Origin of the sequence: Comamonas aquatilis, assembly GCF_965139575.1 — a bacterium.
Lineage (GTDB): Bacteria > Pseudomonadota > Gammaproteobacteria > Burkholderiales > Burkholderiaceae_C > Comamonas > Comamonas aquatilis.
Genome location: NZ_CBCSIW010000009.1, coordinates 95,921 through 122,008 on the forward strand (window position 1 = coordinate 95,921; position 26,088 = coordinate 122,008).

25 protein-coding genes are annotated in these 26,088 nt (G+C 62.0%); 5 read left to right on the forward strand and 20 right to left on the reverse strand.

The window, feature by feature from the left end; translation table 11 throughout:
- From ACNAZA_RS12820 to ACNAZA_RS12885, 14 genes are all read right to left on the reverse strand, one after another.
- Positions 1-912, reverse strand: coding sequence for a TauD/TfdA dioxygenase family protein (locus tag ACNAZA_RS12820; protein WP_415796953.1), 912 nt, complete (start codon positions 910-912; stop codon positions 1-3).
- A 203-nt stretch (positions 913-1,115) separates the two neighbouring features.
- The gene (locus ACNAZA_RS12825) at positions 1,116-1,640 is read right to left on the reverse strand and encodes a flavin reductase family protein (protein ID WP_415796954.1); all 525 of its coding nucleotides are present in this window, start codon (positions 1,638-1,640) and stop codon (positions 1,116-1,118) included.
- A 278-nt stretch (positions 1,641-1,918) separates the two neighbouring features.
- Complete coding sequence (locus ACNAZA_RS12830; protein WP_415796955.1) at positions 1,919-2,554, reverse strand: 3'-5' exonuclease; 636 nt, start codon at positions 2,552-2,554, stop codon at positions 1,919-1,921.
- Between the two features lie 92 nt (positions 2,555-2,646).
- Entirely contained in the window at positions 2,647-3,138 is a 492-nt protein-coding gene (hpaR, locus tag ACNAZA_RS12835; RefSeq protein WP_415796956.1) for a homoprotocatechuate degradation operon regulator HpaR, read from the reverse strand.
- 124 nt (positions 3,139-3,262) lie between these two features.
- Positions 3,263-4,081 (reverse strand): aldolase/citrate lyase family protein, encoded by an 819-nt coding sequence (locus tag ACNAZA_RS12840; RefSeq protein ID WP_415796957.1) that lies wholly within the window; start codon positions 4,079-4,081, stop codon positions 3,263-3,265.
- A gap of 7 nt (positions 4,082-4,088) precedes the next feature.
- Entirely contained in the window at positions 4,089-5,543 is a 1,455-nt protein-coding gene (locus tag ACNAZA_RS12845; RefSeq protein WP_415796958.1) for an NAD-dependent succinate-semialdehyde dehydrogenase, read from the reverse strand.
- Positions 5,544-5,584: 41 nt separating this feature from the next.
- Positions 5,585-6,418 carry a 2-oxo-hept-4-ene-1,7-dioate hydratase gene (gene hpaH, locus ACNAZA_RS12850; RefSeq protein ID WP_415796959.1) on the reverse strand — a complete coding sequence of 278 codons (834 nt, stop codon included), beginning with the start codon at positions 6,416-6,418 and terminating at the stop codon, positions 5,585-5,587.
- A 2-nt stretch (positions 6,419-6,420) separates the two neighbouring features.
- Entirely contained in the window at positions 6,421-6,855 is a 435-nt protein-coding gene (locus ACNAZA_RS12855; RefSeq protein WP_415796960.1) for a 5-carboxymethyl-2-hydroxymuconate isomerase, read from the reverse strand.
- Between the two features lie 15 nt (positions 6,856-6,870).
- Complete coding sequence (hpaD, locus tag ACNAZA_RS12860; protein ID WP_415796961.1) at positions 6,871-7,797, reverse strand: 3,4-dihydroxyphenylacetate 2,3-dioxygenase; 927 nt, start codon at positions 7,795-7,797, stop codon at positions 6,871-6,873.
- 89 nt (positions 7,798-7,886) lie between these two features.
- Positions 7,887-8,861, reverse strand: coding sequence for a tripartite tricarboxylate transporter substrate binding protein (locus ACNAZA_RS12865; protein WP_415796962.1), 975 nt, complete (start codon positions 8,859-8,861; stop codon positions 7,887-7,889).
- 102 nt (positions 8,862-8,963) lie between these two features.
- Complete coding sequence (hpaE, locus tag ACNAZA_RS12870) at positions 8,964-10,421, reverse strand: 5-carboxymethyl-2-hydroxymuconate semialdehyde dehydrogenase (RefSeq protein ID WP_415796963.1); 1,458 nt, start codon at positions 10,419-10,421, stop codon at positions 8,964-8,966.
- Positions 10,422-10,446: 25 nt separating this feature from the next.
- Positions 10,447-11,211: a fumarylacetoacetate hydrolase family protein gene (locus ACNAZA_RS12875; protein ID WP_415796964.1), complete on the reverse strand. Its 765-nt coding sequence runs from the start codon at positions 11,209-11,211 to the stop codon at positions 10,447-10,449.
- On the reverse strand, positions 11,208-11,885 hold the full coding sequence (locus ACNAZA_RS12880) for a fumarylacetoacetate hydrolase family protein (protein ID WP_415796965.1): 678 nt from the start codon (positions 11,883-11,885) through the stop codon (positions 11,208-11,210). The genes ACNAZA_RS12875 and ACNAZA_RS12880 overlap by 4 nt, the downstream gene beginning before the upstream one ends.
- 89 nt (positions 11,886-11,974) lie before the next feature.
- The gene (locus tag ACNAZA_RS12885) at positions 11,975-13,309 is read right to left on the reverse strand and encodes a D-amino acid dehydrogenase (RefSeq protein ID WP_415796966.1); all 1,335 of its coding nucleotides are present in this window, start codon (positions 13,307-13,309) and stop codon (positions 11,975-11,977) included.
- An 84-nt stretch (positions 13,310-13,393) separates the two neighbouring features.
- Here ACNAZA_RS12885 and ACNAZA_RS12890 point away from each other — a divergent pair, with 84 nt between their 5' ends.
- Positions 13,394-14,308 carry a LysR family transcriptional regulator ArgP gene (locus tag ACNAZA_RS12890; RefSeq protein ID WP_415796967.1) on the forward strand — a complete coding sequence of 305 codons (915 nt, stop codon included), beginning with the start codon at positions 13,394-13,396 and terminating at the stop codon, positions 14,306-14,308.
- A 161-nt stretch (positions 14,309-14,469) separates the two neighbouring features.
- Here ACNAZA_RS12890 and ACNAZA_RS12895 read toward each other — a convergent pair whose 3' ends face one another.
- From ACNAZA_RS12895 to ACNAZA_RS12905, 3 genes are read right to left on the reverse strand one after another with little or no spacing between them, the layout of a single operon-like run.
- Complete coding sequence (locus ACNAZA_RS12895) at positions 14,470-14,892, reverse strand: universal stress protein (protein ID WP_415796968.1); 423 nt, start codon at positions 14,890-14,892, stop codon at positions 14,470-14,472.
- Positions 14,893-14,951: 59 nt separating this feature from the next.
- Positions 14,952-15,800 (reverse strand): metallophosphoesterase, encoded by an 849-nt coding sequence (locus tag ACNAZA_RS12900; RefSeq protein WP_415797005.1) that lies wholly within the window; start codon positions 15,798-15,800, stop codon positions 14,952-14,954.
- 14 nt (positions 15,801-15,814) lie between these two features.
- On the reverse strand, positions 15,815-16,798 hold the full coding sequence (locus ACNAZA_RS12905; protein WP_415796969.1) for a LysR family transcriptional regulator: 984 nt from the start codon (positions 16,796-16,798) through the stop codon (positions 15,815-15,817).
- Between the two features lie 133 nt (positions 16,799-16,931).
- Between ACNAZA_RS12905 and ACNAZA_RS12910 the strand changes: the two genes are divergently transcribed.
- The gene (locus ACNAZA_RS12910) at positions 16,932-17,351 is read left to right on the forward strand and encodes a hypothetical protein (RefSeq protein ID WP_415796970.1); all 420 of its coding nucleotides are present in this window, start codon (positions 16,932-16,934) and stop codon (positions 17,349-17,351) included.
- 186 nt (positions 17,352-17,537) lie between these two features.
- Here ACNAZA_RS12910 and ACNAZA_RS12915 read toward each other — a convergent pair whose 3' ends face one another.
- The 3 genes from ACNAZA_RS12915 to ACNAZA_RS12925 form a co-directional block, all read right to left on the reverse strand.
- On the reverse strand, positions 17,538-19,397 hold the full coding sequence (locus ACNAZA_RS12915) for a phosphoenolpyruvate carboxykinase (GTP) (RefSeq protein ID WP_415796971.1): 1,860 nt from the start codon (positions 19,395-19,397) through the stop codon (positions 17,538-17,540).
- A 331-nt stretch (positions 19,398-19,728) separates the two neighbouring features.
- The gene (locus ACNAZA_RS12920; protein ID WP_162989467.1) at positions 19,729-19,866 is read right to left on the reverse strand and encodes a hypothetical protein; all 138 of its coding nucleotides are present in this window, start codon (positions 19,864-19,866) and stop codon (positions 19,729-19,731) included.
- A gap of 89 nt (positions 19,867-19,955) precedes the next feature.
- A complete protein-coding gene (locus tag ACNAZA_RS12925; RefSeq protein WP_415796972.1) occupies positions 19,956-21,155 on the reverse strand; it encodes a threonine ammonia-lyase in 1,200 nt (399 codons plus the stop codon).
- Positions 21,156-21,531: 376 nt separating this feature from the next.
- On the opposite strand from ACNAZA_RS12925, the gene boxC reads away from it, so the two are divergent.
- From boxC to boxA, 3 genes are all read left to right on the forward strand, one after another.
- Positions 21,532-23,190 (forward strand): 2,3-epoxybenzoyl-CoA dihydrolase, encoded by a 1,659-nt coding sequence (gene boxC, locus ACNAZA_RS12930; RefSeq protein WP_415796973.1) that lies wholly within the window; start codon positions 21,532-21,534, stop codon positions 23,188-23,190.
- A gap of 47 nt (positions 23,191-23,237) precedes the next feature.
- Positions 23,238-24,665, forward strand: a complete 1,428-nt coding sequence (boxB, locus tag ACNAZA_RS12935; protein WP_120965504.1) for a benzoyl-CoA 2,3-epoxidase subunit BoxB — start codon at positions 23,238-23,240, stop codon at positions 24,663-24,665.
- 82 nt (positions 24,666-24,747) lie between these two features.
- The gene (boxA, locus tag ACNAZA_RS12940; RefSeq protein ID WP_415796974.1) at positions 24,748-26,028 is read left to right on the forward strand and encodes a benzoyl-CoA 2,3-epoxidase subunit BoxA; all 1,281 of its coding nucleotides are present in this window, start codon (positions 24,748-24,750) and stop codon (positions 26,026-26,028) included.
- Positions 26,029-26,088 lie beyond the last annotated feature (60 nt).

Consider the following 26,088-nt stretch of genomic DNA (forward strand, 5'->3'; position numbering starts at 1 on the left):
TCAGAACGGCTTGTCCCCGATGACAGTGGCGCGGTGCATGCGGCGCACGGCCGGAAAATAGTCCTGAACCGCATAGTGCTGGGTGGCGCGGTTATCCCACATGACGATGGTGTCGGGCTCCCAGCGCAGGCGCATCTGGTACTCCAGAATCGCTGGCTGGCGCAGCAGATAGGCCATCAGATCCTGCTGCTGGGCATGGATTTCATTGGCCGAGCGAAAGCTGTCTAAGTGCGCCGTGAAGTTGGCAAAGTGGGTAACGAAGGTCTCGTTCACATACAGGATTTTCTTGCCGCTTTCCGGGTGGGTACGCACCACGGGATGCACCACGGGCGGGTATTTGGCACGGGCCTGGGCCTGCTCCTCGGGTGTCATGCGGGCGCCGAAGGAGGGCAGGATGTCGTGCACGGCAAACAGCTTGGCAATCTGCTGCTTGCGCGCCTCAGGCAGCTTTTCGTAGGCCAGCTCCATATTGATCCAGACCGTATCGCCGCCCACTTCCGGGCATTCCACACAGCGCAAAATGGAAGCCATCGAAGGGGTTTCGCGCCAGGAAACATCGGTGTGATAGACGTTCTCGGTGCCTGGCATTTTGTGGTTGCCGCCCAGCAGGACCAGCTCGGGATGATCGGGATGCGGGGGCAAGACGGGGTGCCGCTCCAGCTCGCCGAAACACCGTGCAAACGCCACATGCTGGCCAGCGGTGATGTTCTGCGCGCGAAATACCAGCACCTTGTGCGCCACCAGCGCCTGGCGTAGCTCGCCGACCTGTGCTTCACTCAAGGGCTGGCGCAGATCGATGCCAGACACCTCCACGCCAATTGCTGGCGAGATGCGTTTGAGCCGTATGCCGCTCTGGCCAGTGGTGGCCACCTGGGCCTGGGTACGGACGATGCGGTCTTCACACTCGATCATGGCTTACCTCCAAAGCATTGCAGAGATTCAAACAAGGCTTTGGTTCATGCCGACAAACCGCAGCCACCAGAACTTGTTTCCGATCTCGGGCAATCTATGGTGCTGCAGGACGGACCGTATCGTTCAATGTGACTAGGTGCAGTTCCCAGGCTGGCCAGGATTTAGCATAGCAAAAAGGCTTCTTGCGAAGCCTTTGAAAGTTCTCAGCCCATCAGGCCGCCGGTATGCATATGCCCTGCGTGGTAGAGCAACGGCGGACGTTCGCGGTGGTGCTCGCAGTGCTCGACCTCGCCGATGAAGATGAGGTGATCGCCCTCTTCATGATGGTTGCGGTTGCGGCATTCAAAGACCGCGGTGCACTCGTCCAGCAAGGGCACGCCATGCACGGAGTCATGGTGTGCCGTGTGGCTGAAACGATCCGCGCCCTTGAGCGCAAACAGCTCGGCCAGCGGCTTTTGCGATGCGGCCAGCACATGGATGGCGTAGTGCGAGCAGTTCTTGAAGATGGGCAGGGACTTGGCCCCCAGGCCCAGGCTCCACAGCACCAGCGAGGGGTGGAGCGAGAGCGCGTTGAACGAGCTGACGGTGGTGCCCACCGGTTGGCCCTCGGGCCCACGCGCCGTGATGATGGTCACGCCGGTGGCAAACTGGCCTAGCGCATCGCGAAACTCGCGCTGCGAGAAAGCAGGGGCCGAACGCAGGCCAGAAGTGGTCAGAGCGGAATTCACAAGAGCCTGATGCAAGAACCGCAACCCGGCAAAGGTGCGGCGAATCCAAAAAGACAACGGAGCTTGAGCTCCGTCAAACACCTCGATTATCGGTGCGATGCCGGCATGGCGCTGATGAAAAGGGCTTAGCCGGCAGCGCATGCGCGCAGCCAACTCTCAAAGCTAGTGGATTTGATAGCTGATACCGCTTACTAACAGTTAATTTCAGAAGAAAATTCATCTGAAAATCAATTTATGAAAGCGTAACAAGCTCTCATAAAGTGAGCACCACGCCATCGTTAGCCCAAGCGGGTCTGGGCCAGCGCCGCCGCATATTGCTGCAGCCAGCCGCCCATCTTGGCGCGGGTGCAGCGCTGCAGCTGCATCAGCAACTCGTGCTCTGCCCGGGGCAAGGCATAGCGCTGGCTCAAATCCTCTTGCATGCGGGCCAGCAGGGCAGCAGCCATTTCGGCGTCGGCCAGGGCCCGGTGGGCACGCCCGGTTGACGGCAGGTGCAGATGGCGGGCCAGATTGCCCAGGCTGTGGCTGGGCGCCTCAGGGTAGATGCGGCGCGAGAGCAAAACCGTGCAGGCAAAAGGCTGGACGGCGGCCACCCCGGCCAGCGCCAGTTCGGCCTGCCAGAACTTGCTGTCAAACGAAGCGTTGTGCGCCACCATGGGCGCCCTGCCGACAAACCGCGCGGCCTCGCGCATGACCTGGGCCGCAGGCGGTGCACTGCGCACCATGGCGTTGGTGATGCCGGTCAGATCGGTGATGAAGGGCGATATCCAGGCCTCGGTCTGCATCAGGCTTTGAAAGCGGTCCACCACGCGGCCCTGCGCCAGCAGCACGATGGCCACTTCCGTGGCCCGCGCGCCCTGGGCCGGGCTCATGCCCGTGGTTTCAAAGTCGATGACGGCAATCGCAGAACTCATGGCGGCATTGTGCCGTGGCGCGAAGCCCAACGCCCTTAGAACGTGTTGACGATCTCTACGCAGCCGCGTTGAGACGCAATCGGGATGAGTTCTTAGTCCGCGCCCAACTCTTCCTCGGTGGGCACGCCCAGGCGCTGCACCACCAGCTCCAGCAGCTGATAGAGCTGCGCCACTTCCTCGCTGCCGACCAGACGCTCGATCTCGGCATAGATCTCTTCGGAGTGCGGTGCAATCTCGGCCACCATGGCATGGCCCGCAGGCGTCAAACCAAACTCCGAACCGCGCAGATCACCCACATGGCGGCCGCGCTTGATCAGCTGACGGCCTTCCAGCGTCTTGAGCAGGCGCGAGAGGCTGGGCATGCTGATGAAGGTCATCTGCGACAGATCCATGGGGCGCAAGCGGCGATCGGACGCCGACATGGCCCGGATCACGCGCCACTGCTGCTCGGTCAGTCCATGGGCGCGCAGCGAGGGGCGAAAGCGCACCATGACCGACTCACGGGCCTTGAGCAAGGCCATGGGCAGGGAGCGCGCAAAAGAGCGCATGGGTTCAACGGCGTGGATGGTGTTGTGCTGGGTCATGACAGGGATAGAAAACTCACCCGATTGTATGTAAGTAGTTTGACGTACTCCGCAACTCAAGGTCACTATTGCGTTCCGGCGCAAAGCGACCCAGGTGCTCCATCCGGAGCCTCGTGTGCTGCGCTCAATAGGTGCTGCTGGCCGCCAGGGGCTTCACATCCTTGAACTGGGCCGCCAAAGCCGTAGTGGCCCGCACCAGCAGGCCGGTATCCAGGCCCACGGCCACAAAGCTGCAGCCCAGTTGCAGGTACTTGCGCGCCAGTGCCTCGTTAGGCGTCAGAATGCCGGCGGCCTTGCCTGCGCGGCGTATGCGCGCAATCGCATCGGCAATGGCGGCCTGCACCTCGGGATGTCCGGGATCGCCCACATGGCCCATGGCGGCCGACAGATCGGCCGGGCCTATGAACACGCCATCCACGCCCTCGGTGGCGGCAATCGCATCCAGATTCTTCAGCCCCTGCACCGACTCCACCTGCAGCAGCATGCACACCTGCGCATTGGCCTCGTGGTAGTAGTCGGCGCGGCGTCCCCAGGCCGATGCGCGCGCGCCGGCCATGCCGCGTATGCCGCCCTTGCCATCGTCTTGCGGATAGTGCGAAGCCCGCACAATGCGCGCGGCCTGCTCGCCGTTATCGACCATGGGCACCAGCAGCGTCTGCACGCCCAGATCCAGATACTGCTTGATCAGCATCTCGCCGATTTCTCCATGGCCCATGGGAATGCGCGCAATCGGATGGCTGGCCGGATGAGCCGCAACCGCCTGCAACTGGCTCAGCAAGGTCAGCGTGTCATTGGGGCCGTGTTCGCCGTCGATCAGCAGCCAGTCAAAACCCGCACCGGCACAGATTTCCGCCGTGTACGGGCTGCCCAGCCCCAGCCAAAGGCCGATCTGCGGCTGGCCTTGTGCAATCGCGCGCTTGAAGGCGTTGATCGGTGTTTGCATTGTCATTTCAATACCCCATGCACAGATACTTGGTGCTGACGTACTCCTCGATCCCGGCGGCACCACCTTCGCGCCCCAGGCCCGATTGCTTGACGCCGCCAAACGGCGCCACAGCCGTGCTGATGATGCCGCTGTTGATGCCCACCATGCCGTATTCCAGCGCCTCACTCACACGCCACACGCGGCCCACATCGCGGGCATAGAAGTAAGCTGCCAGACCGAACTCCGTGTCGTTGGCCATGCGAATCGCCTCTTGCTCGCTCGTGAAGCGAAACACCGGTGCCACGGGGCCAAACACCTCCTCTTTGGCGATGCGCATGCCGCTCTGGACATTGCCCAAAATGGTGGGTTCATAGAAGCTGCGGCCCAGCGCGCTGCGCTTGCCGCCGGTGATGACTTGCGCGCCCTTGGCCAGCGCCTCTCCCACCAGCTCTTCGACTTTTTCCACCGCCGCATCGTCGATCAGCGGGCCTTGGGTGATGCCGTCTTCGGCACCATTGCCGACCTTCAGCGCCTGCACCGCAGTCTTGAGCTTTTGCATGAAGGCCTCGTACACGCCGTCCTGCACCAGCAGGCGGTTGGCGCACACACAGGTCTGTCCGGTATTGCGGTATTTGGAAGCCATGGCACCTTCCACGGCGGCGTCCAGATCGGCATCGTCGAACACGATGAACGGAGCGTTGCCGCCCAGCTCCAGCGACATTTTCTTGAGCGTGGGCGCGCATTGCGCGGCCAGCACACGCCCGACTTCGGTAGAGCCGGTAAACGTGAGCTTGCGCACCACCGGGCTGGCCGTCAGCACGCCGCCAATGGCCCGCGCCGAGCCGGTAAGCACGCTGAAGACACCGGCAGGCACGCCGGCGCGCTGGGCCAGCTCGGCCAGGGCCAGTGCCGACAGCGGTGTTTGCTGCGCAGGCTTGACGATGATGGTGCAGCCGGCGGCCAGGGCCGGTGCCACCTTGCGCGTGATCATGGCGGCCGGAAAATTCCAGGGCGTGATGGCAGCACACACGCCCACCGCTTCCTTGGTCACCACAATCTTTTTATTGCCCCAGGGCGAAGGCACGGTGGAGCCGTAAACACGGCGCGCCTCTTCGGCAAACCATTGCACATAGGACGCTGCGTAGGCGATCTCGCCACGCGACTCGGCCAGCGGCTTGCCCTGCTCGGCCGTCATGATCTGGGCCAGGTCTTCCTGGTGCTGCATCAGCAACGCAAACCACTGCTGCAAGACGGCGGAACGCTGGTCGGCGGTTTTCGCTTTCCACAGCACAAAGGCCTGCTGCGCCGCATCAATGGCGCGCCGGGTTTCAACCTCGCCCATTTTGGGCACCTGGGCCAGCAACTCGCCCGTGGCGGGGTTGTGCACATCCAGAGTGGCGCCCGCATCGGCGGTCTGCCACTGACCGTCGATCAGGCACAGGTTTTTGAGCAGGCTGGGATCACGCAATTTCAACAACATTTCTCTCTCCTCACGACCGCTGGCCGCAGCTAATTTCCAAGTCAGACAAAGCAAAACTGCAGCTTGCCCAGTGCGCCATAGTCGGCCTCGAATGCATCACCCTGGCGTGCGGCAACCGGGCGGGTGAAGGACCCCGCCAGCACGATCTGCCCGGCTTGCAGCGACTCGCCCCAGGGGGCCAATTTATTGGCCAGCCAGGCCACGCCGATCGCCGGATGCCCCTGCACTCCAGCGGCCAGCCCCGTCTCTTCCACCACGCCGTTCTGACGTAGGATGGCTCCGCACCAGGGCAGGTCCACCGCCGCCGGAGCTACGCGCTTGGCGCCCAGCACAATGCCGGCGTTGGCGGCGTTGTCGCTGATGGTGTCGAACACCTTGCGCATCTTCTGGGTGTGGCGGTCCAGCTGCTCAATGCGCGAGTCAATGATCTCTATGGCCGGCGTCACGTACTCGGTGGCGGCCAAAACATCCTGCAGCGTGATTTCCTTGCCACCGGGCAAGCCCGGGCCCAGCAGCGGCGCTTTGAGCACAAAGGCCAGCTCCACCTCCACGCGCGGGGCGATGAAGTTGTGCAGCGGAATCTCCAGCACCTGACCCGGCGTCGCCATGTAGAGCATGGAGTCGAGCAGCGTACCGAAATCGGGTTCGTCGATCTGGCTGGAGATCTGCATGGCCCGCGAGGTCAGGCCGATCTTGTGACCTATCACCTTGCGTCCGGCAGCCAGCTGCATACCCACCCATTCGCGCGAGACGCGGTAGCCGTCCTCTATGCTCATGCCGGGAAAACGTTTGGAAAAATGCTCGATCTGCACGCGCGATTTCTCGCTTGCATCGAGCTCCTGGGCCAGTTGTGAAATCAGTTCAGCGCTAAACATATTCAAAGCTTTGCAAACAAGGGATGCAGCGTGCTGTGCTTGCCGTCGTAGACCTGGCCTGGCGATTCATCCACCTGCACGGTCAGACCCAGATGACGCTGCTCAAACAAGGGCTTCAGATGCGCTTTTGCGCAATCCAGAAGTGCATCTCCGGCGCTTTTTTTCACAGGCTCGGAACGCCCTCTGCCCATGCGCAGATTGAGGTAGACAAAGCCGTAGTCGCCGTCACCGCCCGCAGCTTGGCCCGCCGCTCCGCCATCGGCCACGGCCGAGTGCGGCGCCGGGTAGGCAAACACGCGTATACCGCCGAAGGGAAAGACCTGGCTGCCGTCTTCGGCACGCACGGTCTGCATGGTGTCGGCCAACTTGCGACACAGAGCGCCCATATCGGTGTGCGCGTCCAGATTGGCGGTATAGAGAATGACGACATGGGGCATGAAATCAAATCCTTGTCAGAGTCTGCCGCCCATGGCGGCTGCCATGCTGGCATGGCTGGCCTGGGCCGCAGGAATGGCGTCGCCGCTTTGCGGCGTGATGGGAAAAACGGCATTGAGCTGGCCCGTACCGGAGGCACCGAAATACGGAGTGATGATCTCGGCCGCAGCGTCGTAATCCGACCACCCCAGAGCGCCCATCAGCATGGCCGTGTCGTGCATGAAACCTTCGCCATGGCCCTTGGCTGCGTACTCGGGCAACATGCCGCAAAAAGCCTGCCATTCGCCCGCCTGCCACATGCGCACCACCTCCCTGTCCAGCTGCTCCAGAAAAGGGCTCCAGATCTTGAAGGCGAACTCGGGCGCCAGGCCGTTTTGCGCAAAGCGGTGCGACATGGAACCGCTGGCCAGAATAGCCACCGTGCCATCGTATTTTTCTTCGATGGCACGGCGAATCGCCCAGCCCAGACGCGCGCTGTCGTTGAGGTAATGGGCCATGCACATGGCCGAGACCGACACCACCTTGAACTGCTGATCCGCATTCATGTAACGCATGGGCACCAGCGTGCCGTATTCGGGCTCCAGCGTGGTGGCATCGTGGGCCAGTGTTTCCACGCCCAGGGCATTCGCCTCGGCTGCCAGCAGCTTGCCCAGTTCCGGGTTGCCGGGAAACTCGAACGGCATATGGCTGATGAAATGCGGCAACTCGTTGCTGGTGTATGAGCCCTGAAAGTGCGGGCCGCAAAGCACGTGATAGCCGGCGTTGACCAGCCAGTGCGTATCGAACACCACCAGCGTGTCCACCCCCAGCGCGCGGCAGCGGCGGCCGATTTCCTTCAGGCCGTCAATCGCATCCTGGCGCGTGCCTTTGCGCGGACCGTCAATCTCACTGAGGTAGATCGACGGCACATGCGTGATCTTGGCGGCCAATGCAAGCGTCCCCATGATGTCTCCTTATCAAAACAATAGCTGTCAGCGCTTATTGCGTGAAGGCTGGCATTGAATTTCAATGCCAGCGCCTCACGCAAGCTGCTTCAACCCATGGTGATGTTGGCGCGGCGAATGATTTCGGCATATTTGCCGATTTCGCTGTTCACAAAACCACTGAACTGCGCCGCGCTTCCCGGCTGCGCCACCACGCCGCTCTTGGCAAAAACTTCCACCACATTGGGGCTGGCCAGCGCCTTGTTCACCTCGGCATTCAGGCGCTGCACAATCGCATCCGGCGTGGCGGTCGGTGCCAGCAGCCCCTGCCAGGAGTTGGATTCCAGCGCCACGCCCTGCTCGGCCAGCGTGGGCACCTGGGGCGCAAAGCGCGAACGCTTGGCCGTTGCCATGCCTATGGCCGTGAGCTTGCCGCTTTCGATGTGCCCCCGGAATTCAGACCAGTTGCCGAACATCACCATGACCTGCCCGCCCAGCAAATCCGTGAGCGCCGGCCCCTGACCCTTGTAAGGCACATGCACCATGTCCACACCCAGCATCTGGCATAGCAAGGCCCCCGACAAGTGGGCCGAGGTGCCGTTGCCGAACGAGGCATAGGTCAGAGCATCGGGCTTGGCCAGCGCGGCTTGCTTCAGGTCCGCCAGGGTCTTGATGCCGCTCGAAGGATGGGTGGCCAGCACATGTTCCGACAGGCCCATCAGCGCCACCGGTTTCAGATCCCGCGTCGTGTCATAGGGCAGGCTTTTGACCAGTGTCTTGTTGGCCGTAAAGCTGTTGGCCACGCACACCAGGGTGTAACCGTCGGCAGGCTGCTTGGCCACATAGTCCACGCCGATCACCGTGCCGGCACCGGGCTTGTTTTCCACAATCACGGACTGCCCCAGTTGCTTGCTCAGCTCGGTACCGACCAGACGCGCCACCATATCCGTGGTGCCGCCGGGCGTGAAGGGGACGACGATGCGCACAGGCTTGCCGGGCCAAGCACCGGTCTGGGCCAGCGACAGGCCTGCTGCCGATGCCAGCGCGGCCGCAGTACCTGCGTGCAGAAAATCACGACGTTGCATTCTTGTCTCCTAGTTTTGGATTTTCTATGCCTCAACCGCTTGATGAATAAGCGCGAACCGCTATCAAAACAGTGCACCATGCATCAAATTTTGCTGCTGCGCTTACACGCCCCAGTGTGGGATGTGATGGCTGCCCATGGACACGGCAATGTTCTTGGGTTCGCAGAACACTTCATAGCTCCAGCTGCCGCCTTCGCGACCCGTGCCCGATGCCTTGGTGCCGCCAAAAGGCTGACGCAGATCACGTACGTTCTGGCTGTTCACAAAGCACATACCGGCTTCCACGGCCGCAGCCACGCGGTGGGCCTTGCCGATGTTCTCGGTCCATACATAGCTGGACAGCCCGTACTGAATATCGTTGGCCAAACGGATGGCCTCGGCCTCGTCGCTGAACGGGATGATGCAAGCCACGGGGCCGAAGATTTCTTCCTGCGCAATCCGCATGCGGTTGTCCACATCGGCAAACACCGTGGGCAGCACATAGTTGCCCTTCTTCACGCGGTCGGCCACCACGGGTGCCTCCAGGCCGCCGCACAGCATGTTGGCACCTTCCTTCTGACCGAGTTCTATGTAGTGGCGTACCTTGGCCAGATGGCCCTGGCTGATCATGGGGCCGACTATGGTTTTTTCATCCAGAGGGTCGCCCACGGTGATGCGTTTGGCACGCTCCACAAAGCGCTCGACGAACTTCGCGTAAATGCCTTTTTGCACCAGGATGCGGCTGCCTGCCGTGCAGCGTTCGCCATTGTTGGAAAATATCATGAACACGGCCGCATCCAGCGCTCGCTCGAAGTCGGCATCGTCAAAAATCACGAACGGACTTTTGCCGCCCAGCTCCATGCTGAACTTCTTGAGTCCGGCAGATTGCACGATGCGATTGCCCGTGGCCGTGGAGCCGGTGAATGACACGGCGCGCACATCACGATGCGCCACCAGCGGCTCGCCGGCCTCCTTACCATAGCCGTGCACCAGATTCAGCACGCCCGGGGGGATGCCGGCCTCCAGTGCCAGCTCGCCGAGGCGGGCCGCCGTCATGGGCGACAGCTCGCTCATCTTGAGCACGGCGGTGTTGCCGAAAGCCAGACAGGGCGCAACTTTCCAGGTCGCTGTCATGAAGGGCACATTCCACGGCGAGATCAGCGCGCACACGCCCACGGGGTGGAACAGCGTGTAGTTCAGGTGCGTAGGCGTGGGATAAGTATGGCCGTCCACCCGCGTGCACATCTCGGCAAAGTAGTAGAAGTTGTCGGCGGCGCGCGGAATCAATTGCTTGCCGGTTTGCGCAATCACCTGGCCGCAATCATTGGTCTCGGTCTGGGCGATTTCGGGCACATGCTGGGCGATCAAGTCGCCCAGTTTGCGCACCAGCTTGGCGCGCTCGGTGGCCGGCGTATTGGCCCATTTGGGAAACGCCTCCTTGGCCGCCGCCACCGCGGCGTTCACTTCCGCTTCGCCACCCGAAGCCACCTCGGCCAGCACCTCCTGCGTGGCGGGGTTCACGGTTTCGAAATAGTCTTTGCCCGCCACGGATTGGCCGTTGATCAGATGATCGATGCGCATGGGTTTTCTCCTGAATTCTTGCTAGTTAAGCCTGAGCCAGCAGCTCGTCGCCGCCAATGAAATTCACCAGCCGGCCCACGCCCTCGATCTCGGTCACGATCTCGTCACCGACTCTGGAATCAGCCACGCCATCGGGGGTGCCGGTCAGAATCAGATCGCCGGGATTGAGCGTCATGAAGCTGGACAAATGGGCAATCAGCGCGGGAATGCTGTGCACCATGTCGGCGGTGTTTCCGTCCTGTTTCAGCTCGCCATTAACCCAGCTTCTGAGGCGCAGATTCATGGGGTCGGCAATGTCGGCCGCATCCACAAACCACGGGCCCACGGGCGTTGCGCCATCGCGGTTTTTGACGCGCAGATTGGGGCGGTAAAAGTTCTCCAGATAGTCGCGTATTGCGTAGTCATTGGCGGTCACGTAACCGGCCACCACGCTGTAAGCGTCTTCTTTTTTGACATGGCGGCAAGTCTTGCCAATCACCACGCCCAGCTCGCACTCGAAGTGCATGTATGTCACGTCCGCCGGCCGGCGTGTATGGCCGCGGTGGCCGTTCAGGGCATTCGGGCCTTTGAGAAAGACCAGCGGCTCTTCGGGCGCCTTGTTGAAGGCAATTTCCTTGGCGTGATCGGCGTAGTTCAGACCCAGCGCAAAAATGGTGCCGAACTCCATGGGCGGCAGCCATTGCAGCTCGGTTTCAGCCACGGAGCGGCCGTCGGGCAACAGCACCTGGCCGTCAGAAGATTCGATGACCTGAAGCACTTTGCCATCCAACACAATGCGTCCGTACCTCATGCCTGCACCTCCTGAATCACCGTATGCGTCAACTCGCCCAGACCGGGCACTTTGATCTGCACGACATCGCCTGGATGCGCCAGCGGCGAGCCTTCGCCAGGCCCCAGCAGCAGCACATCGCCTGCGGCCAGCGTCATGAATTCCGTCACATCGGCAATCAGCTGCGCGGCCGGGCGCACCAGCGTGGCAAAGCTGCGCTCGTAAGCGCGCTCGCCGTTGATGACAATGCTGAGCGTGGCTGCATCGAGATCGAAACCGGCTTCGTCATGAAACATGGGGCTTAGAGGACAAAAACCATCACGGTCGCGCTGGCGTATGGCGGGGCGGTAGTAGTTTTCGTGGGGCAGCGTCACATCGCTGACCAGCACGAAACCGGCGACATGGCCAAGTGCCTGATCTACCGACACGCGCGTAGCGGTTTTGCCTATCACCAGGCCTATCGTGGCATCGATGCGCACCACACCTGGATCGGCGGGCACGGCCACGGCAGCACCGTCCAGCGCGAAGGTGTTGCGCGGCTTGATGTAGAGCACGGGTGCCTGCGGCGCAGCCTTGTAGGGCGCGCTGTCGAACTCGGGCGTCAGGCGCTCCACGGTGGCACGGTCATTGAGCAGCACACCGTACACGGTGGCCAGCGGCAATCCGTCGTTCAGAAGAATGGGCTGAGTCTGCATGGTTGATATTTAGTTAACACGGTAATTATTCTCGCGAATAAATCACACGTCAACCAATGCAGATCGGGGTTTTCCCGCGACTTGAAGCCTCAGGCCGTCAGCACCGCCTGCTGCTGACGCTGAGGTCTGTCGGCCTGGCCCCAGAAGCCAAAGTCCAATGCGGGCCGCTCGCCGCTGATCAGCGCCGCCAAGGCCTTGCCCGAGCCTGCACCATGCGTCCAGCCCAGCGTGCCGTGGCCGGCGTTGATCCAGATGCCTGGGGCCGCGGTAGCACCGATGCAGGGAATATTTGTCGGCGTGGCAGGTCGCAGACCGCACCAGAACTGCGGGTCGCCACCTTGCTCGGGCAAGCGGGTGTCGCATACGCCGGGCAGGATTTCCTCGATGCGCTGCACCAGCATATGGCAGCGCGCGCGGGCCGTGGCGCTGTCCAGCGCGAGGTCGTAACCGCCAATTTCTATCGTTCCCGCAACGCGCAGCTGATTGCCTAGGCGGCTCATGGCGATCTTGCGGCTGTCGTCGATGGTGGAGACCCAGGGCGCTTTTTCGGGCTGCAGAATGTTCAGCGTGGCGCTATAGCCTTTGCCAGGGTAGATGGGAGCCTTGACGCCCAGCGGCCTGAGCAACTGCGGCGTGTAGCTGCCGCAGGCCACGACGATGGCATCCGCCGTCAACAAACGGCTGGCCGCACTGTGATGAGCCCGAATGCGCACGCTGGCCGGCTTGCCCGGCTGTGCGGCTTGCAACTGCTCGATCTGGGTGTCGTAGAGAAAATTCACGCCGCGCGCAGCGCACAGCTGAGCCAGCTTTTCGGTGAACCCGCGCGCGTCGCCGCTCTCGTCGCTGTCGGTGAACGTGCCGCCGGCAATCTGCTCGCCATAAGCACTGAAGGCCGGCTCGATCTTCAGCAGCTCATCGCGGCTGACCAGGCGGCGCTGCACGCCGTGGCGGCGCATCAGCTCCACCGCTTCCGCGGCCTCGTCAAAAGCCTGCTGGCTGCTGTAGAAATGGGCAATGCCGCGTTCCAGGCGGTTGAATTCAATGCCGGTCTTTTGCACCACGTCCTTAAGCGCCACATGGCTGTAGGCACCCAGGGCCACGATCTGCTGCACATTGCGCGCAAACGCGCCGTCATTGCAATGGGCTAGAAACTGCAGGCACCAGCGCCACTGGGCCATGTCCAGCTGGGGCCTGAACAGCAGCGGCGCCTGTTTGTCGAACATCCATTTGAGCGCCTTCCACGGCGCCTGGCGGTTGGCCCAGGGCTCGCAGTAGCTGACGGAGATTTGCCCCGCATTGGCAAAACTGGTCTCCAGCGCCGGGCCGCTTTGGCGGTCCACCACGGTGACTTCATGTCCGCGCTCGCGCAGATGCCAGGCGGTACTGATGCCGATGATGCCGGCGCCCAAGACAATGATGTTCATGCGGCCAGTGTCAGCACTCTTGCCGTCAATCAAAAGCACTATTAAATTTTCAGCAGATTCATCAGTTTCACTTATGGGATTGCCATGACCTCCTGGGACCCGGCGGCACTCGAATGCCTGGCCGCCATCGTGGAAGAAGGCGGCTTTGAGCGCGCTGCGCAAAAGCTGCACATCACGCAATCGGCCGTGTCGCAGCGCCTGCGTGCACTGGAGATGCAGGTGGGCTCGGTGCTGGTGCAACGCACCCGCCCCGCCAAGGCCACCAGTGCCGGGCGGCTGCTGCTCAAGCATGCCAAGCAGCTGCGCCTGTTGCGGGCCGATGTGGCGCGCGAACTGCAGGAGCTGGCACCACAGACCGGACAAAGTCTGGCGGGCGAGACCATCTCTATTGCCATCAACGCCGACAGCATTGCCACCTGGGCCATGACGGCGCTGGACGCCCTGGTCAAGGACGGGCTGCCGCTGGAGGTGCTGGTGGATGACCAGGACTTCACCCAGGAGCTGCTGCGCTCCGGCCAGGTCATGGGCTGCGTGACCACCCTCAAGCAGGCCTTGCGCGGCTGCACGGTGCGGCCGCTGGGCGCCATGCGCTATGTGGCCGTGGCAGCCTCGGCCTTTGCGCAGGACAAGCTGCCGCAGGGACTGACGCGCAAGAACTTCAACACGTTGCCGTTTCTCTCCTTCAACCGCAAGGACGATATGCAGACCGAGTTCGTGGCACGTAGCCTGGGTCTGAAAAACGTCTCGCTGCGCCATCAGATTCTGCTGCCCAGCTGCGAGGCCCAGGTACGTGCCGTGCGCGCCGGCTGGGGCATGGCCGTACTACCGCAGCTGCTGGTGCGGGCCGATCTCGACAGCGGCGCTCTGGTGGAAGTGGCACCCGGCCATGCGCTGGCGATTGCGCTGTTCTGGCACTGCTGGAATCTGGAGTCGCGCGTGCTCTCCCGTGTCAGCGACGCGCTGCTGGACAGCGCCCGCACGCTGCTGGTTCAGCCATGAAAAAAGCCGTGCCTAACGGCGCGGCTTTTCAGATTTCAACAGAGGTGCTTTGGTTTTTGTAGCTATTGCCGTCTGCTCTTGCTTGATTTCATCGCGCTATATGCTTGAGATACATTGAGCATAAGCGCCAGCAGCTATGAAATCTGAAGATCGTCAGGCCATCAGCGGATCAGCAGCACAGGAATGGTGCAGCCCGCCAGCACTTGCGAGCTGACCGAACCCATGACCAGACGGCCCAGCGCGCTGTGGCCGTGGGTGCCCATGACGATCAGGTCGTACTGACCTTCTTGCGCGTACTTGACGATGGTTTCCGCAATCGGACCGACCTTGCTCACGCTTTTCGCGTTCACGCCATGGGTCTGCAAAGTCGCGAGCACGGGCTCCAGAATCTTCTGGCCTTCTTCGTCGTAGTACTGCTCCACCACCTCCTTGCCCAAGGCCGCACGTGCACGCGGGGGCAGCAGAGGTTGGACGGTGATGACGGTGTATTCACGGCTGGCGCTCAGCATCTCCTGATGGGAGCTCAGATAGGCCAGAATTTTCTGCGTGTAGTTGCTACCGTCGACTGCGAGCAAGATCTTCATACCGGGTCCTCCATGTTGATGATTCAAGCCTAAGCTGTTGGCAGTATGACAGTCTTGACTTAACTCAAGTCAATTGTTGCTGTCGGCAAAAATCCGATCTGCTCGCCTTTGCGCGCATAGCCCAGGGGATTGGCCACCACCCGGCAACGCCAGGCCCGGCCGTCGTCATGCTGGCCGCTGACCACATAATCGCTAGGGCAATGCAGATGGCCGTGCAGCCACAGATCGGCATAGGGCAGACAGTCATCCATCACATTGCAAAAACCGGCCGTGCCTGGCACCAGGCCGTAGCGCGGATCGGCACTTTTGAGGCTGGGCGCAAAGTGGGTGACGGCCACCGTCGGCCCGTCGAACGGCTGACGCAGGGCAGCCCGCAACCAGTCCTGACAGACCAGACACTCCTCGCGCATGGGTTCGGCCAGAAACGGCTCCCCATGGCGGCTGCCGCCGGTTTTGCGCAGATAGAAGTTGGCGGCGCGAAACGCCTTGTCGCGCAGCCGGTGCAGGCGGGTGGTGTCGCTCACGCCCTCGTTCATGGCGATGGCGTCAAAGTCGCTCCACAGTGTGGTGCCTATGAAGCGCACGCCGTCCATGACCACGGTTTCGCGATCCAGCCAGATCAGGCCCAGGCGATCGCAGGTTTGGCGCAGACGCAGACGCGCCTCGTCAAAGTCCTGGGAATCGTATTCGTGGTTGCCGGGCACAAACAGCACGGGGGCGGGCCAGCCCGCGTACTGCGGCAGCGGCGAAAAGCGCTCCAGCCCGAAATTCTCTCCATTCACCTGGGTGGAGCTTTGGTAGGAGCCGATATCGCCCGCCAGCACCAGCACATCGGCGCCAGCAGCCGGCTGGGCTTCGAATTGGGGATGGACTTCAAGGTGCAGGTCGGACAACAGCTGGATCTTCATGGCTGTCAGTGTATTCAAGCGTGCGGCGGCACCGGCACATGGTGGTTGGAAAAAGTGACTGCCGCCGCGCGTGCCAGCGTCCTGAGCAACCAGTCATAGGCCTGGGGATGGGGGCCGCGACGGCGCCACAGCGCATCCACATGCACGGGCGTCACGTCAAAAGGCAGCTCGCGCAGCACCAGTTGCTCCTCCATGCCCGTCACCGGCACAAAGTGGCGCGGCAAGATGGTGAGCAGGTCCGAATGCATGATCACCCGCCCGGCGGTGAAGAACTGATTGACGGTGAGCACCACCTCGCGCGAGCGGCCCAGTGAGGCCAGGGCCTCGTCGATAAAGCCGAACGAGCGGCCAGAAAAACTCACCAGCATATGGCGGGCCGCGCAGTAATTGTCCAGCGTGAGTTGCACATGCTCCAGCGCATGGCCTTTGCGCATCACGCACAGGTATTCGCCCTCGTACAGTCGCCGGTTGTCGAAGGCCACCAAGGCACCGGCCTGGGCCCGGGCCGTCAGATCGGCCAGCACGGCGGGAAAGTAGCCCACGGCCATGTCGGCCTCGCCGGCATCGAGCAGAGCACGCGGATCGCGCGTGACCAGCGGCAGCAGGCGTATGCCTACACCGGGGGCTTCTTTTTCCAGAATCGGGTATAGCGGCGGGATCAGCGTGGCGGCCGTGGCATCGGCCATGGCCAGCACAAACGTGGTGTGGGCAGTCTCGGGGTTGAAATCGTCGGGCGACAGCGCGCCTTCCAGATGCTGCAGCGCTTCGCGTATCACCGGCCACAAGGCCTGAGCGCGCGGCGTGGGCTCCACCCCCTGGCCCTGGCGCACCAGCAGCTCGTCGCCCAGCGCTTCGCGCAAACGCCGCATGGCATTGCTCACCGCCGGCTGAGTGATAGACAGCTTGTGTGCGGCCTTGGTCAAGCTGCGTTCGGACATGACTTCGTCAAACACGCGCAGGAGGTTGAGATCGAGTGAGCGAAAGTTCAGTGGGGTCATAGCAAGCAATTCATCACTGCTGTGAATGCTACAGATTCAAAATATAAATTTGAATGTATGTGGGGTAAACCCTATAGTTACTACCAGTCCCCCGGCATTTCGCCACAAGCGTTGGACCACAGGGCTTTCTGCCATGAGCAACTTTATATACAACTCCTACTCTGTCGAGCACCCAGGTGTGGTGCGAATCTATCAAACCGAAGAAGAGCGTCTGGTCGCTGCTGCCCAGCCTCAGAAGTCTTCCCAGTCGCACTGGCTGCTGCTGGCCATCGTGATGGTGGCTGTGGCTGCCGCAGTGCACCAGATCACCGAATCCTGGACCGATGGCCACATGCTGGCCGCCTGGATGGTGCTGTGGTCCATGGCCTTTGCCGGCGCAGCCCTGTTCTCCTCCCCTGCCCGCCGCAGCCTGCGCATGGTGCGCACCGGCTACCGCGCCTGGGTGGACAGCCGCCAACAAGCCGTCTCCGATGAACGTGTCTGGAATGCTGCGCTGCAAGACGCCCGCCTGATGGCCGATCTGGCCCGCGCCATGGATCGCCAGCGCAGCTGATCTGCCTCACGCGCTACAAAAGCCGCTGCCCATAAGGCCAGCGGCTTTTTAACGTCTGGACTGACAAGAAATCGGGCTCAGCCGCACATCAACTCTGCGTCATCAGCTATCAGATTCGCAGCAGCCCAATAAAAAGCCCCGCAGGCTTGCACACCTGCGGGGCTTTTGCATTCAGCGACGACTGAATCAGGCGGCCAGCCGCTCTTCCAGCTGGGCCTTGGTATCCAGCAAGGCCTTGGGCAGGTTGTAGGCCAGCTTGTCGAAATGCTCGCCGTGCAGCTTCATTTCTTCGGCCCAGGCAGCCTTGTCGATATTGGTCACGCTGGCGAACTGCTCGGCGTTGAAGTCCAGGCCGTTCCAGTTGATTTCAGCGTACTGAGGAGCCACGCCGAAAGCGGTTTCTTCGCCTTGAGCCTGGCCTTCCAGGCGGTCGATCATCCACTTGAGCACGCGCATGTTTTCGCCGTAGCCGGGCCAGACAAACTTGCCTTCGGCATTCTTGCGGAACCAGTTGGTGGTGAAGATCTTGGGCAGGGCTGCGCCCTGGGCTTCGATCTTGGCGCCCATGTCCAGCCAGTGCTGGAAGTAGTCGCTCATGTTGTAGCCGGCAAACGGCAGCATGGCGAAAGGATCGCGACGCACCACGCCTTGCGCGCCAAAGGCGGCGGCCGTGGTTTCGGAGCCCATGGTGGCAGCCATGTAGACGCCTTCGGTCCAGTTGCGGGCTTCGGTCACCAGAGGCACGGTGGTGGAGCGACGGCCGCCGAAGATGATGGCGTCGATCTTCACGCCCTTCTGGTCGTCCCAGGCTTCGTCCAGCGCGGGGTTGTTGGTGGCGGCCACGGTGAAACGGGCGTTGGGGTGAGCGGCCTTGGCGCCGGTTTCCTTGGCGATCTGGGGTGTCCAGTCCTTGCCTTGCCAGTCGATCAGGTGATCCGGCAGCTTGCCCTGGTCTTTTTCCATGCCTTCCCACCACACGTCGCCGTCGTCGGTCAGCGCCACGTTGGTGAAGATCACGTTCTTGTCCAGGCTCAACATGCAGTTCGGGTTGGTCAGCATATTGGTGCCGGGAGCCACGCCGAAGTAACCGGCTTCAGGATTGATGGCACGCAGCGAGCCGTCGGCCTGGGGCTTGATCCAGGCGATATCGTCGCCAATGGTGGTGACCTTCCAGCCGTCGAAGGCCTTGGGCGGCACCAGCATGGAGAAGTTGGTCTTGCCGCAAGCCGAGGGGAAGGCGGCAGCCACGTGGTACTTCTTGCCTTCGGGATTGGTCACGCCCAGGATGAGCATGTGCTCGGCCAGCCAGCCCTGGTCGCGGCCCATGGTCGATGCAATGCGCAGCGCAAAGCACTTCTTGCCCAGCAGGGCGTTGCCGCCGTAGCCGGAGCCGTAAGACCAGATTTCGCGGGTTTCGGGGTAGTGAACGATGTACTTGGTCTTGCTGCAAGGCCAGGTGGTTTCGTCCTTCTCGCCTGCGGCCAGAGGCGCGCCGATGGTGTGCACGCAGGGCACGAATTCGCCGTCGGTGCCGATCACGTCATACACGGCCTTGCCCATGCGGGTCATGATCTTCATGTTGACCGCCACATAGGGGCTGTCGGACAGCTCGATGCCCACGTGAGCAATGGGCGAACCCAGAGGGCCCATGGAGAAAGGCACCACAAACATGGTGCGGCCGGCCATGCAGCCGTCGAACAGCGGGTTCAGCGTGGCACGCATTTCCGCAGGTTCCATCCAGTTGTTGGTGGGGCCGGCGTCTTCCTTCTTGGCGGAGCAGATATAGGTGCGGTCTTCCACACGGGCCACGTCCGAAGGATCGGTCCAGGCCAGGAAAGAACCTGGGCGCTTGGCCAGAGGCTTGAAGGTACCGGCATCCACCAGTTCCTGGCACAGCGCGTCGTATTCTGCTTGCGAACCATCGCACCAGTGAATCTTGGCGGGCTTGCACAGCGCGGCCATCTCAGCCACCCAAGCGATGAGCTTGGGATTTTTGACGTAGTCGGGGGCCTGCAGCGTCAGGCCTTGCATCACGGGTGCGTTCATGGGGAAGTTCCTTTAATTAAAACCAGTTTTTCAAAGAAACAGAGAACCACCGGGCGGCTGCGTCTTTGAAAAAAGGCTTGAGAAAAGGAGCACAACGCATGACCGCTAGCCTAAAACCGGACTGTCACTAGCCCTTAAAAGCACAAAGCAGCCATGCCTTCCATGGCAATGGGACATCGATTCTAGGGAGAGGCGATTTTTTTGTCAGCATTTCAGTTGCAATAACCATGCGTTTTATGCATGTAAATATGCAATCAAAAGCATGCCTATGCCGCCCATGCAGGCGTAAAAAAACCCCGCAGCGCGGGGTCTTGGCGGCCAGAGCCAGGCTTCAAGCCATATGCACGGCAATAAAGGCTAACAAAAACATCATCACGGCCCCGGCCACGGGTAGCACGACGGGAATGTAGGGCACGACAGCCTCGGCCGCGTCCATGGGTTCGGAATGGGAAACGGGATCATCTGACATGCGATCAATGCTCCTCAAACAGCAAGTGTTTCAAAATGGGCTTGGAACCATTCTGAGCCCAAGCCCGCCCCACCCCGATAGGGGAAACCTCAAATGCGCACGGCCTCCATGCCGGTGTCGCGCAAGGCCTGCAAGACCTGCTCCACATGCGGCTGGTTGCGGGTCTGCAGCACGAACTCGATCTCCACGTTCTGCGCGGCCAGCATGGTGAAGGCCCGCTGGTGGTGCACTTCCTCGATGTTGGCACCGGCGCCCGCCACGGTGGCGGTGATCTGGGCCAGCACGCCCGGCACATCGCGAGCGCTGACGCGTATGCGCGCCAGCCGGCCTGAGCGCGCCATGCCGCGCTCGATGATGGCGGCCAGCAGCAGCGGATCGATATTGCCGCCCGAGAGCACCAGCCCCACTTTCTGGCCCTTGAAGCGCTCGGGGTGGCGCAGCAGGGCCGCCAGCCCCGCCGCTCCCGCACCTTCGACCAGGGTTTTCTCAATTTCCAGCAGCATGAGCACGGCCTGCTCGATATCGCCTTCGTCCACCAGCAGCAAATCGTCAACGCAGCGCCGTACCACTTCCTGGGTGATGACGCCAGGCTGGGTCACGGCAATGCCTTCGGCAATCGTGGAGGTGCCCATGGGCAGATCGGTGTTGCGCACGGCGTTCAGCATGGACGGAAAGCGCTGGGTCTGCACGCCTATCACCTGCAGCCCGGGCTTGATGGCCTTGGCCGCCGTGGCAATGCCGGCAATCAGGCCGCCGCCGCCGATGGCAATCACCAGCGTGTCCAGATCGGGCTGGGCCGCCATCATTTCCAGCGCCACCGTGCCCTGACCGGCGGCAATGGCTTCGTCGTCATAGGGATGGACAAAGGTCAGCTGCTGCTCCTGCGCCAGCTGGTAGGCATGGGCGCGGGCTTCGGCCAGAGTGTCGCCATGCAGCACCACTTCGGCACCAAAGCCGCGCGTGCGCTCCACCTTCACGCCCGGCGTGAAGCGCGGCATGACGATGACGGCCCGCATGCCCAGCCGCTGTGCATGGTAGGCCACGCCCTGCGCATGGTTGCCCGCACTCATGGCGACCACGCCGTGGGCGCGCTCCGCAGCGGTGAGCATGAGCAGCTTGTTGAGTGCGCCGCGCTCCTTGAAAGAGGCAGTGAACTGCAGATTCTCGAACTTGAGATAGACCTGAGCTCCCGTGATTTGCGAGAGCGTGCGCGATTCGACGCAAGGGGTCTGGAGCACCGCGCCCTGAAGGCGGGTGGCGGCGGCTTGGATGTCTGAAAAGGTCAGCATGGTGCAGCTATTGTGCAAGCCGCCAGCGCCCGCCAGCCCATATTCGGGAATTGATGGAGCCGCTTGCAGGGAAAACGCCTGCCAGGCACGGCCCCCGCTTCGGTGCAAGCTTGAACCGCCCTGACTGCATCAGCGAGATCACACTTTTACTCCCGAATTCATAGCTGGCAGCGCTTTCAGTTATTGAACTAGAGGCATAAAAATGCCTGAACTGCGTTGCCCAGCGTCTGAGTCCAGCGGCATCAGGAATACCCTAGGTTTAGCCAAAACATGCAACATAGTGCGCAATGCCGCGTGCAATTTGCCGACGAATCTGCATAATTATGCCGACAAGGGGAAATTTCTGCACTATCTTTCATCTCACCTGGGGGCGAACATGCAGCCGCAAGCTATCGTCGATTACCGCACCGAACCGGGCCAGTACCGTCACTGGTCATTTGAAGTGGAAGGCTCCATCGCCCGCATGAAGCTGGACATTGCCGAAGACGGCGGCATACGCCCAGGCTACAAGCTCAAGCTCAACAGCTACGACCTGGGCGTGGATATCGAGCTGCACGATGCACTCAACCGCATCCGCTTCGAGCATCCGCAGGTCAAAACCGTGGTTGTCACCAGCGGCAAGGAGCGCATCTTCTGCTCCGGCGCCAACATCTTCATGCTGGGCGTCTCCTCGCACGCCTGGAAGGTGAACTTCTGCAAGTTCACCAACGAAACCCGCAATGGCATGGAAGACAGTTCCAGGCACAGCGGCCTCAAGTTTGTCGCCGCCGTCAACGGCGCCTGCGCCGGTGGCGGCTACGAGCTGGCCCTGGCCTGCGACGACATCGTGCTCATCGACGACCGCTCCTCTTCCGTTTCCCTGCCCGAAGTGCCGCTGCTGGGCGTGCTGCCGGGCACCGGCGGCCTGACCCGCGTGACCGACAAGCGCCATGTGCGCCACGATCTGGCCGACATCTTCTGCACCAGCGTGGAAGGCGTGCGCGGCCAGCGTGCGGTGGACTGGCGACTGGCCGATGCGATTGCCAAGCCGGCCCAGTTTGCCGAACTGGTCACCCAGCGCGCGGAAAATCTGGCAAAAAACAGCCTGCGCCCGGCGACAGGCAATGGCGTGAAGCTCACAAAAATAGAGCGTACCGCCAGCGCCGACGGCATGGACTATGCGCATGTCAACGTGCAGATCGACCGCAGCAAGCGCGCGGCAACCCTGACCGTCAAAGCCCCGCAAGGCGCACAGCCTGCCGATGTTCAAGGCATTGAAGCGGCCGGCGTGAACTGGTGGCCGCTGGCCATGGGCCGCGAGCTCGATGACGCCATTCTTCATCTGCGCACCAACGAACCCGACATCGGTACCTGGCTGCTGAAAACCGAAGGCGATGCCGCCGTCGTGCTGGCTACTGACCAGGTCTTGTTGGCCCATCAGGAGCACTGGCTGGTGCGCGAAACCATAGGCCTGCTGCGCCGGACGTTTGCACGGCTGGATGTGTCCTCGCGCTCCTTGTTCGCGCTGATCGAGCCCGGCTCCTGCTTTGCCGGCATGCTGGCCGAGCTGGCTTTTTGCGCCGACCGCGCCTACATGCTGGTGCTGCCTGACGAACCCGAGCGCGAACCCGTGATTCAGCTCGATGACTTCAACTTCGGCCTGCTTCCCCTGGTCAATGAGCAAAGCCGTTTGCAGCGCCGCTTCTACGAAGAAGCCGCTCCGCTGGATGCCGCCCGCGCCGCCGTCGGCCAGACGCTCAATGGCGACGCCGCGCAGCAGCTGGGCCTGGTCACGGCGGCACTGGACGATATCGACTGGGAAGACGAGATTCGCATCGCCATCGAGGAGCGCGCCGCCATGTCGCCCGACGCCCTCACCGGCCTGGAAGCCAATCTGCGCTTTGCCAGCAAGGAGAACATGATCACGCGCATCTTCGGCCGTCTGTCGGCCTGGCAGAACTGGATCTTCATACGCCCCAATGCCGTGGGTGAAAAAGGCGCGCTCAAGGTTTACGGCTCTGGACAAAAAGCCGGCTTCGACTTCAACAGAGTATGAGCCGGCACGGCGTAATGGGTTCACAGAAATAGCACTGGAGATCTGAGATGAACAGCATCAACTACAGCGAAAAAATCCCCAACAACGTGGACCTGAGCGGCGACCGCACTTTGCAGCGCGCACTCGAAAGCTGGCAGCCCAATTTCATACGTTGGTGGGACGATGTGGGCCCCGAAGGATCGACTAATCACGACGTGTATTTGCGCACCGCCGTGAGCGTGGATCCGCAGGGCTGGGCACAGTTTGATTACGTGAAGATGCGCGACTACCGCTGGGGCATTTTCCTCAATCCCGGCGACGCCAATCGCAGCGTGCACTTTGGCGATCACAAGGGCGAAAAAGCCTGGCAGGACGTGCCCGGCGAGCATCGCGCCAATCTGCGCCGCATCATCGTCACCCAAGGCGATACCGAGCCCGCCTCGGTGGAGCAGCAACGCCATCTGGGCCTGACCGCGCCCAGCATGTACGACCTGCGCAATCTCTTCCAGATCAATGTGGAAGAAGGTCGCCATCTGTGGGCCATGGTCTATCTGCTGCACAAGCATTTCGGCCGCGACGGTCGCGAGGAAGCCGAGGCACTTTTGGAGCGCCAATCGGGCGATGAAAACAACCCGCGCATCCTCGGTGCCTTCAATGAAAAGACACCGGACTGGCTGGCGTTTTTCATGTTCACCTACTTCACGGACCGAGACGGAAAATTCCAGCTGGCCGCGCTGGCTGAAAGCGCCTTTGATCCACTGGCGCGCACCACCAAATTCATGCTCACCGAAGAGGCCCACCACATGTTTGTGGGCGAGTCCGGCATCTCCCGCGTGCTGGCCCGCACCTGCCAGGTGATGAACGAACTCAAGACCGATGACGTGAACAAGCTGCGCGCGGCCGGCGTGATCGATCTGCCCACAATTCAGCGCTATCTGAACTTCCACTACAGCGTCACCATCGACCTGTTTGGCGCCGATCAATCCAGCAATGCAGCCACCTTCTACAGCTCGGGTCTCAAGGGCCGCTACGAGGAAGGCAAGCGCGACGACGACCACAAGCTGCACGGCCAGCAATACAAGGTGCTGGAAGTGGTGGACGGCAAGCTGCAGGAAAAGGAAGTGCCCATGCTCAACGCCTTGAACGAGGTGCTGCGCGACGACTACATCAAGGACAGCAATGCCGGCGTGGGCCGCTGGAACAAGGTGATGGAAAAAGCCGGCATCGACTTTCGCCTCATCGTGCCCCACAAGGCCTTCAACCGCCAGATCGGCGCGCTGGCCGGTGTGCGTCTGAGCCCCGATGGCCGCCCCGTGAACGCGCAGGAATGGGAAGCCCGCAAGCAGGAATGGTTACCCACCGACGACGACCGCGCCTTTGTGGCTTCGCTCATGGGCAGCTGCCTGGAGCCAGGCAAATTCGCTGGCTGGATTGCTCCGCCCGTCATGGGTATCAACCGCCAGCCCATCGACTTTGAGTACGTGAGGTTCAATTGACCCCAGAGCCGCTGCGCAGCGGCTCTTGCCCGGCACCTCTCGCCTGGGTCGTGCCAGTTCTGGGCCATGTCAGGAGAAAACAATGAGCAGCACCACGTTGATCGCCAATGGCATTCTCAATCAGCACCTGATTGACCCGGAAATCTGCATACGCTGCAACACTTGCGAAGCCACCTGCCCGGTGGATGCCATCACCCATGACGACACCAACTACGTGGTCATGGCCGACAAATGCAATGGCTGCATGGCCTGCATCTCGCCCTGCCCCACCGGCTCCATAGACAACTGGCGCCAGGTACCGGCCAGCGAGCCGTATTCTCTGGCCGACCAGTACGGCTGGGAAAGCCTGCCTGCCGAGCTGCCCCTCGAGCGCCTGGCCGCCGCCCAGGAGGCGCCGATCTATGTGCAGGACATGACACAGGCCGTGATTGCTGCGGCCAGCAGCTCGGCCGTGGATGGCAGCTTTCGCGCCGCCACCTATGGCGCCACCACGCCGCCCTGGTCTGCGGCACACGCCTATACCAATCTGTACGGCCCCAAGAACCCCATAACGGTGACAGTGGCCGGCAATATCAACTGCACCGAGGCCGGCTACGACAACGAAACCCACCATATCGTGCTGGACTTCGGCGCCATGCCCTTCCCGGTGCTGGAAGGGCAGTCCATTGCCGTCATCCCGCCCGGCGTGGATGCCAATGGCAAAGCCCATGTGGCGCGCCAGTACTCGGTGGCCAGCGCCCGCAACGGCGAGCGCCCCGGCTATAACAACGTGGCGCTGACCGTCAAGCGCGTGACGCAAGACTATGAAGGCCGGCCCACGCGCGGCGTGGCCAGCAACTATCTGTGCGATGTGCAGGTGGGCGACAAGGTACAGGTCATAGGGCCGTTCGGCAGCTCCTTCCTCATGCCCAACCACCCGCGCTCGCATATCGTGATGATCTGCACCGGCACCGGCAGCGCCCCCATGCGCGCCATGACGGAGTGGCGGCGCCGCTTGCGCAAAAGCGGCAAGTTCGAAGGCGGAAAGCTGATGCTCTTCTTCGGTGCACGCACGCCCCAGGAACTACCTTACTTCGGCCCTTTGCAGAATCTGCCCAAGGACTTCATGGACCACAATTTCGCCTTCTCGCGCGTGCCCGGCCAGCCCCGGCGCTATGTGCAGGATGCCATGCGCGAGCGAGCGACGGATCTGGCCCAGCTGCTGCGCGACGACAACACTCACATCTATGTCTGCGGCCTCAAGAGCATGGAAGAAGGCGTGGTGCTAGCCCTGCGCGATGTGGCCCAGCAAGCAGGCCTTGCCTGGGACGATCTGGGCGCCAGACTCAAGCGCGAAGGACGTCTGCATCTGGAGACTTATTGACGCCGTCGCATGTCATGCCGTTGACAGCGCAAGCCCGGCCTGCGCTCTACAGTGGGTCTA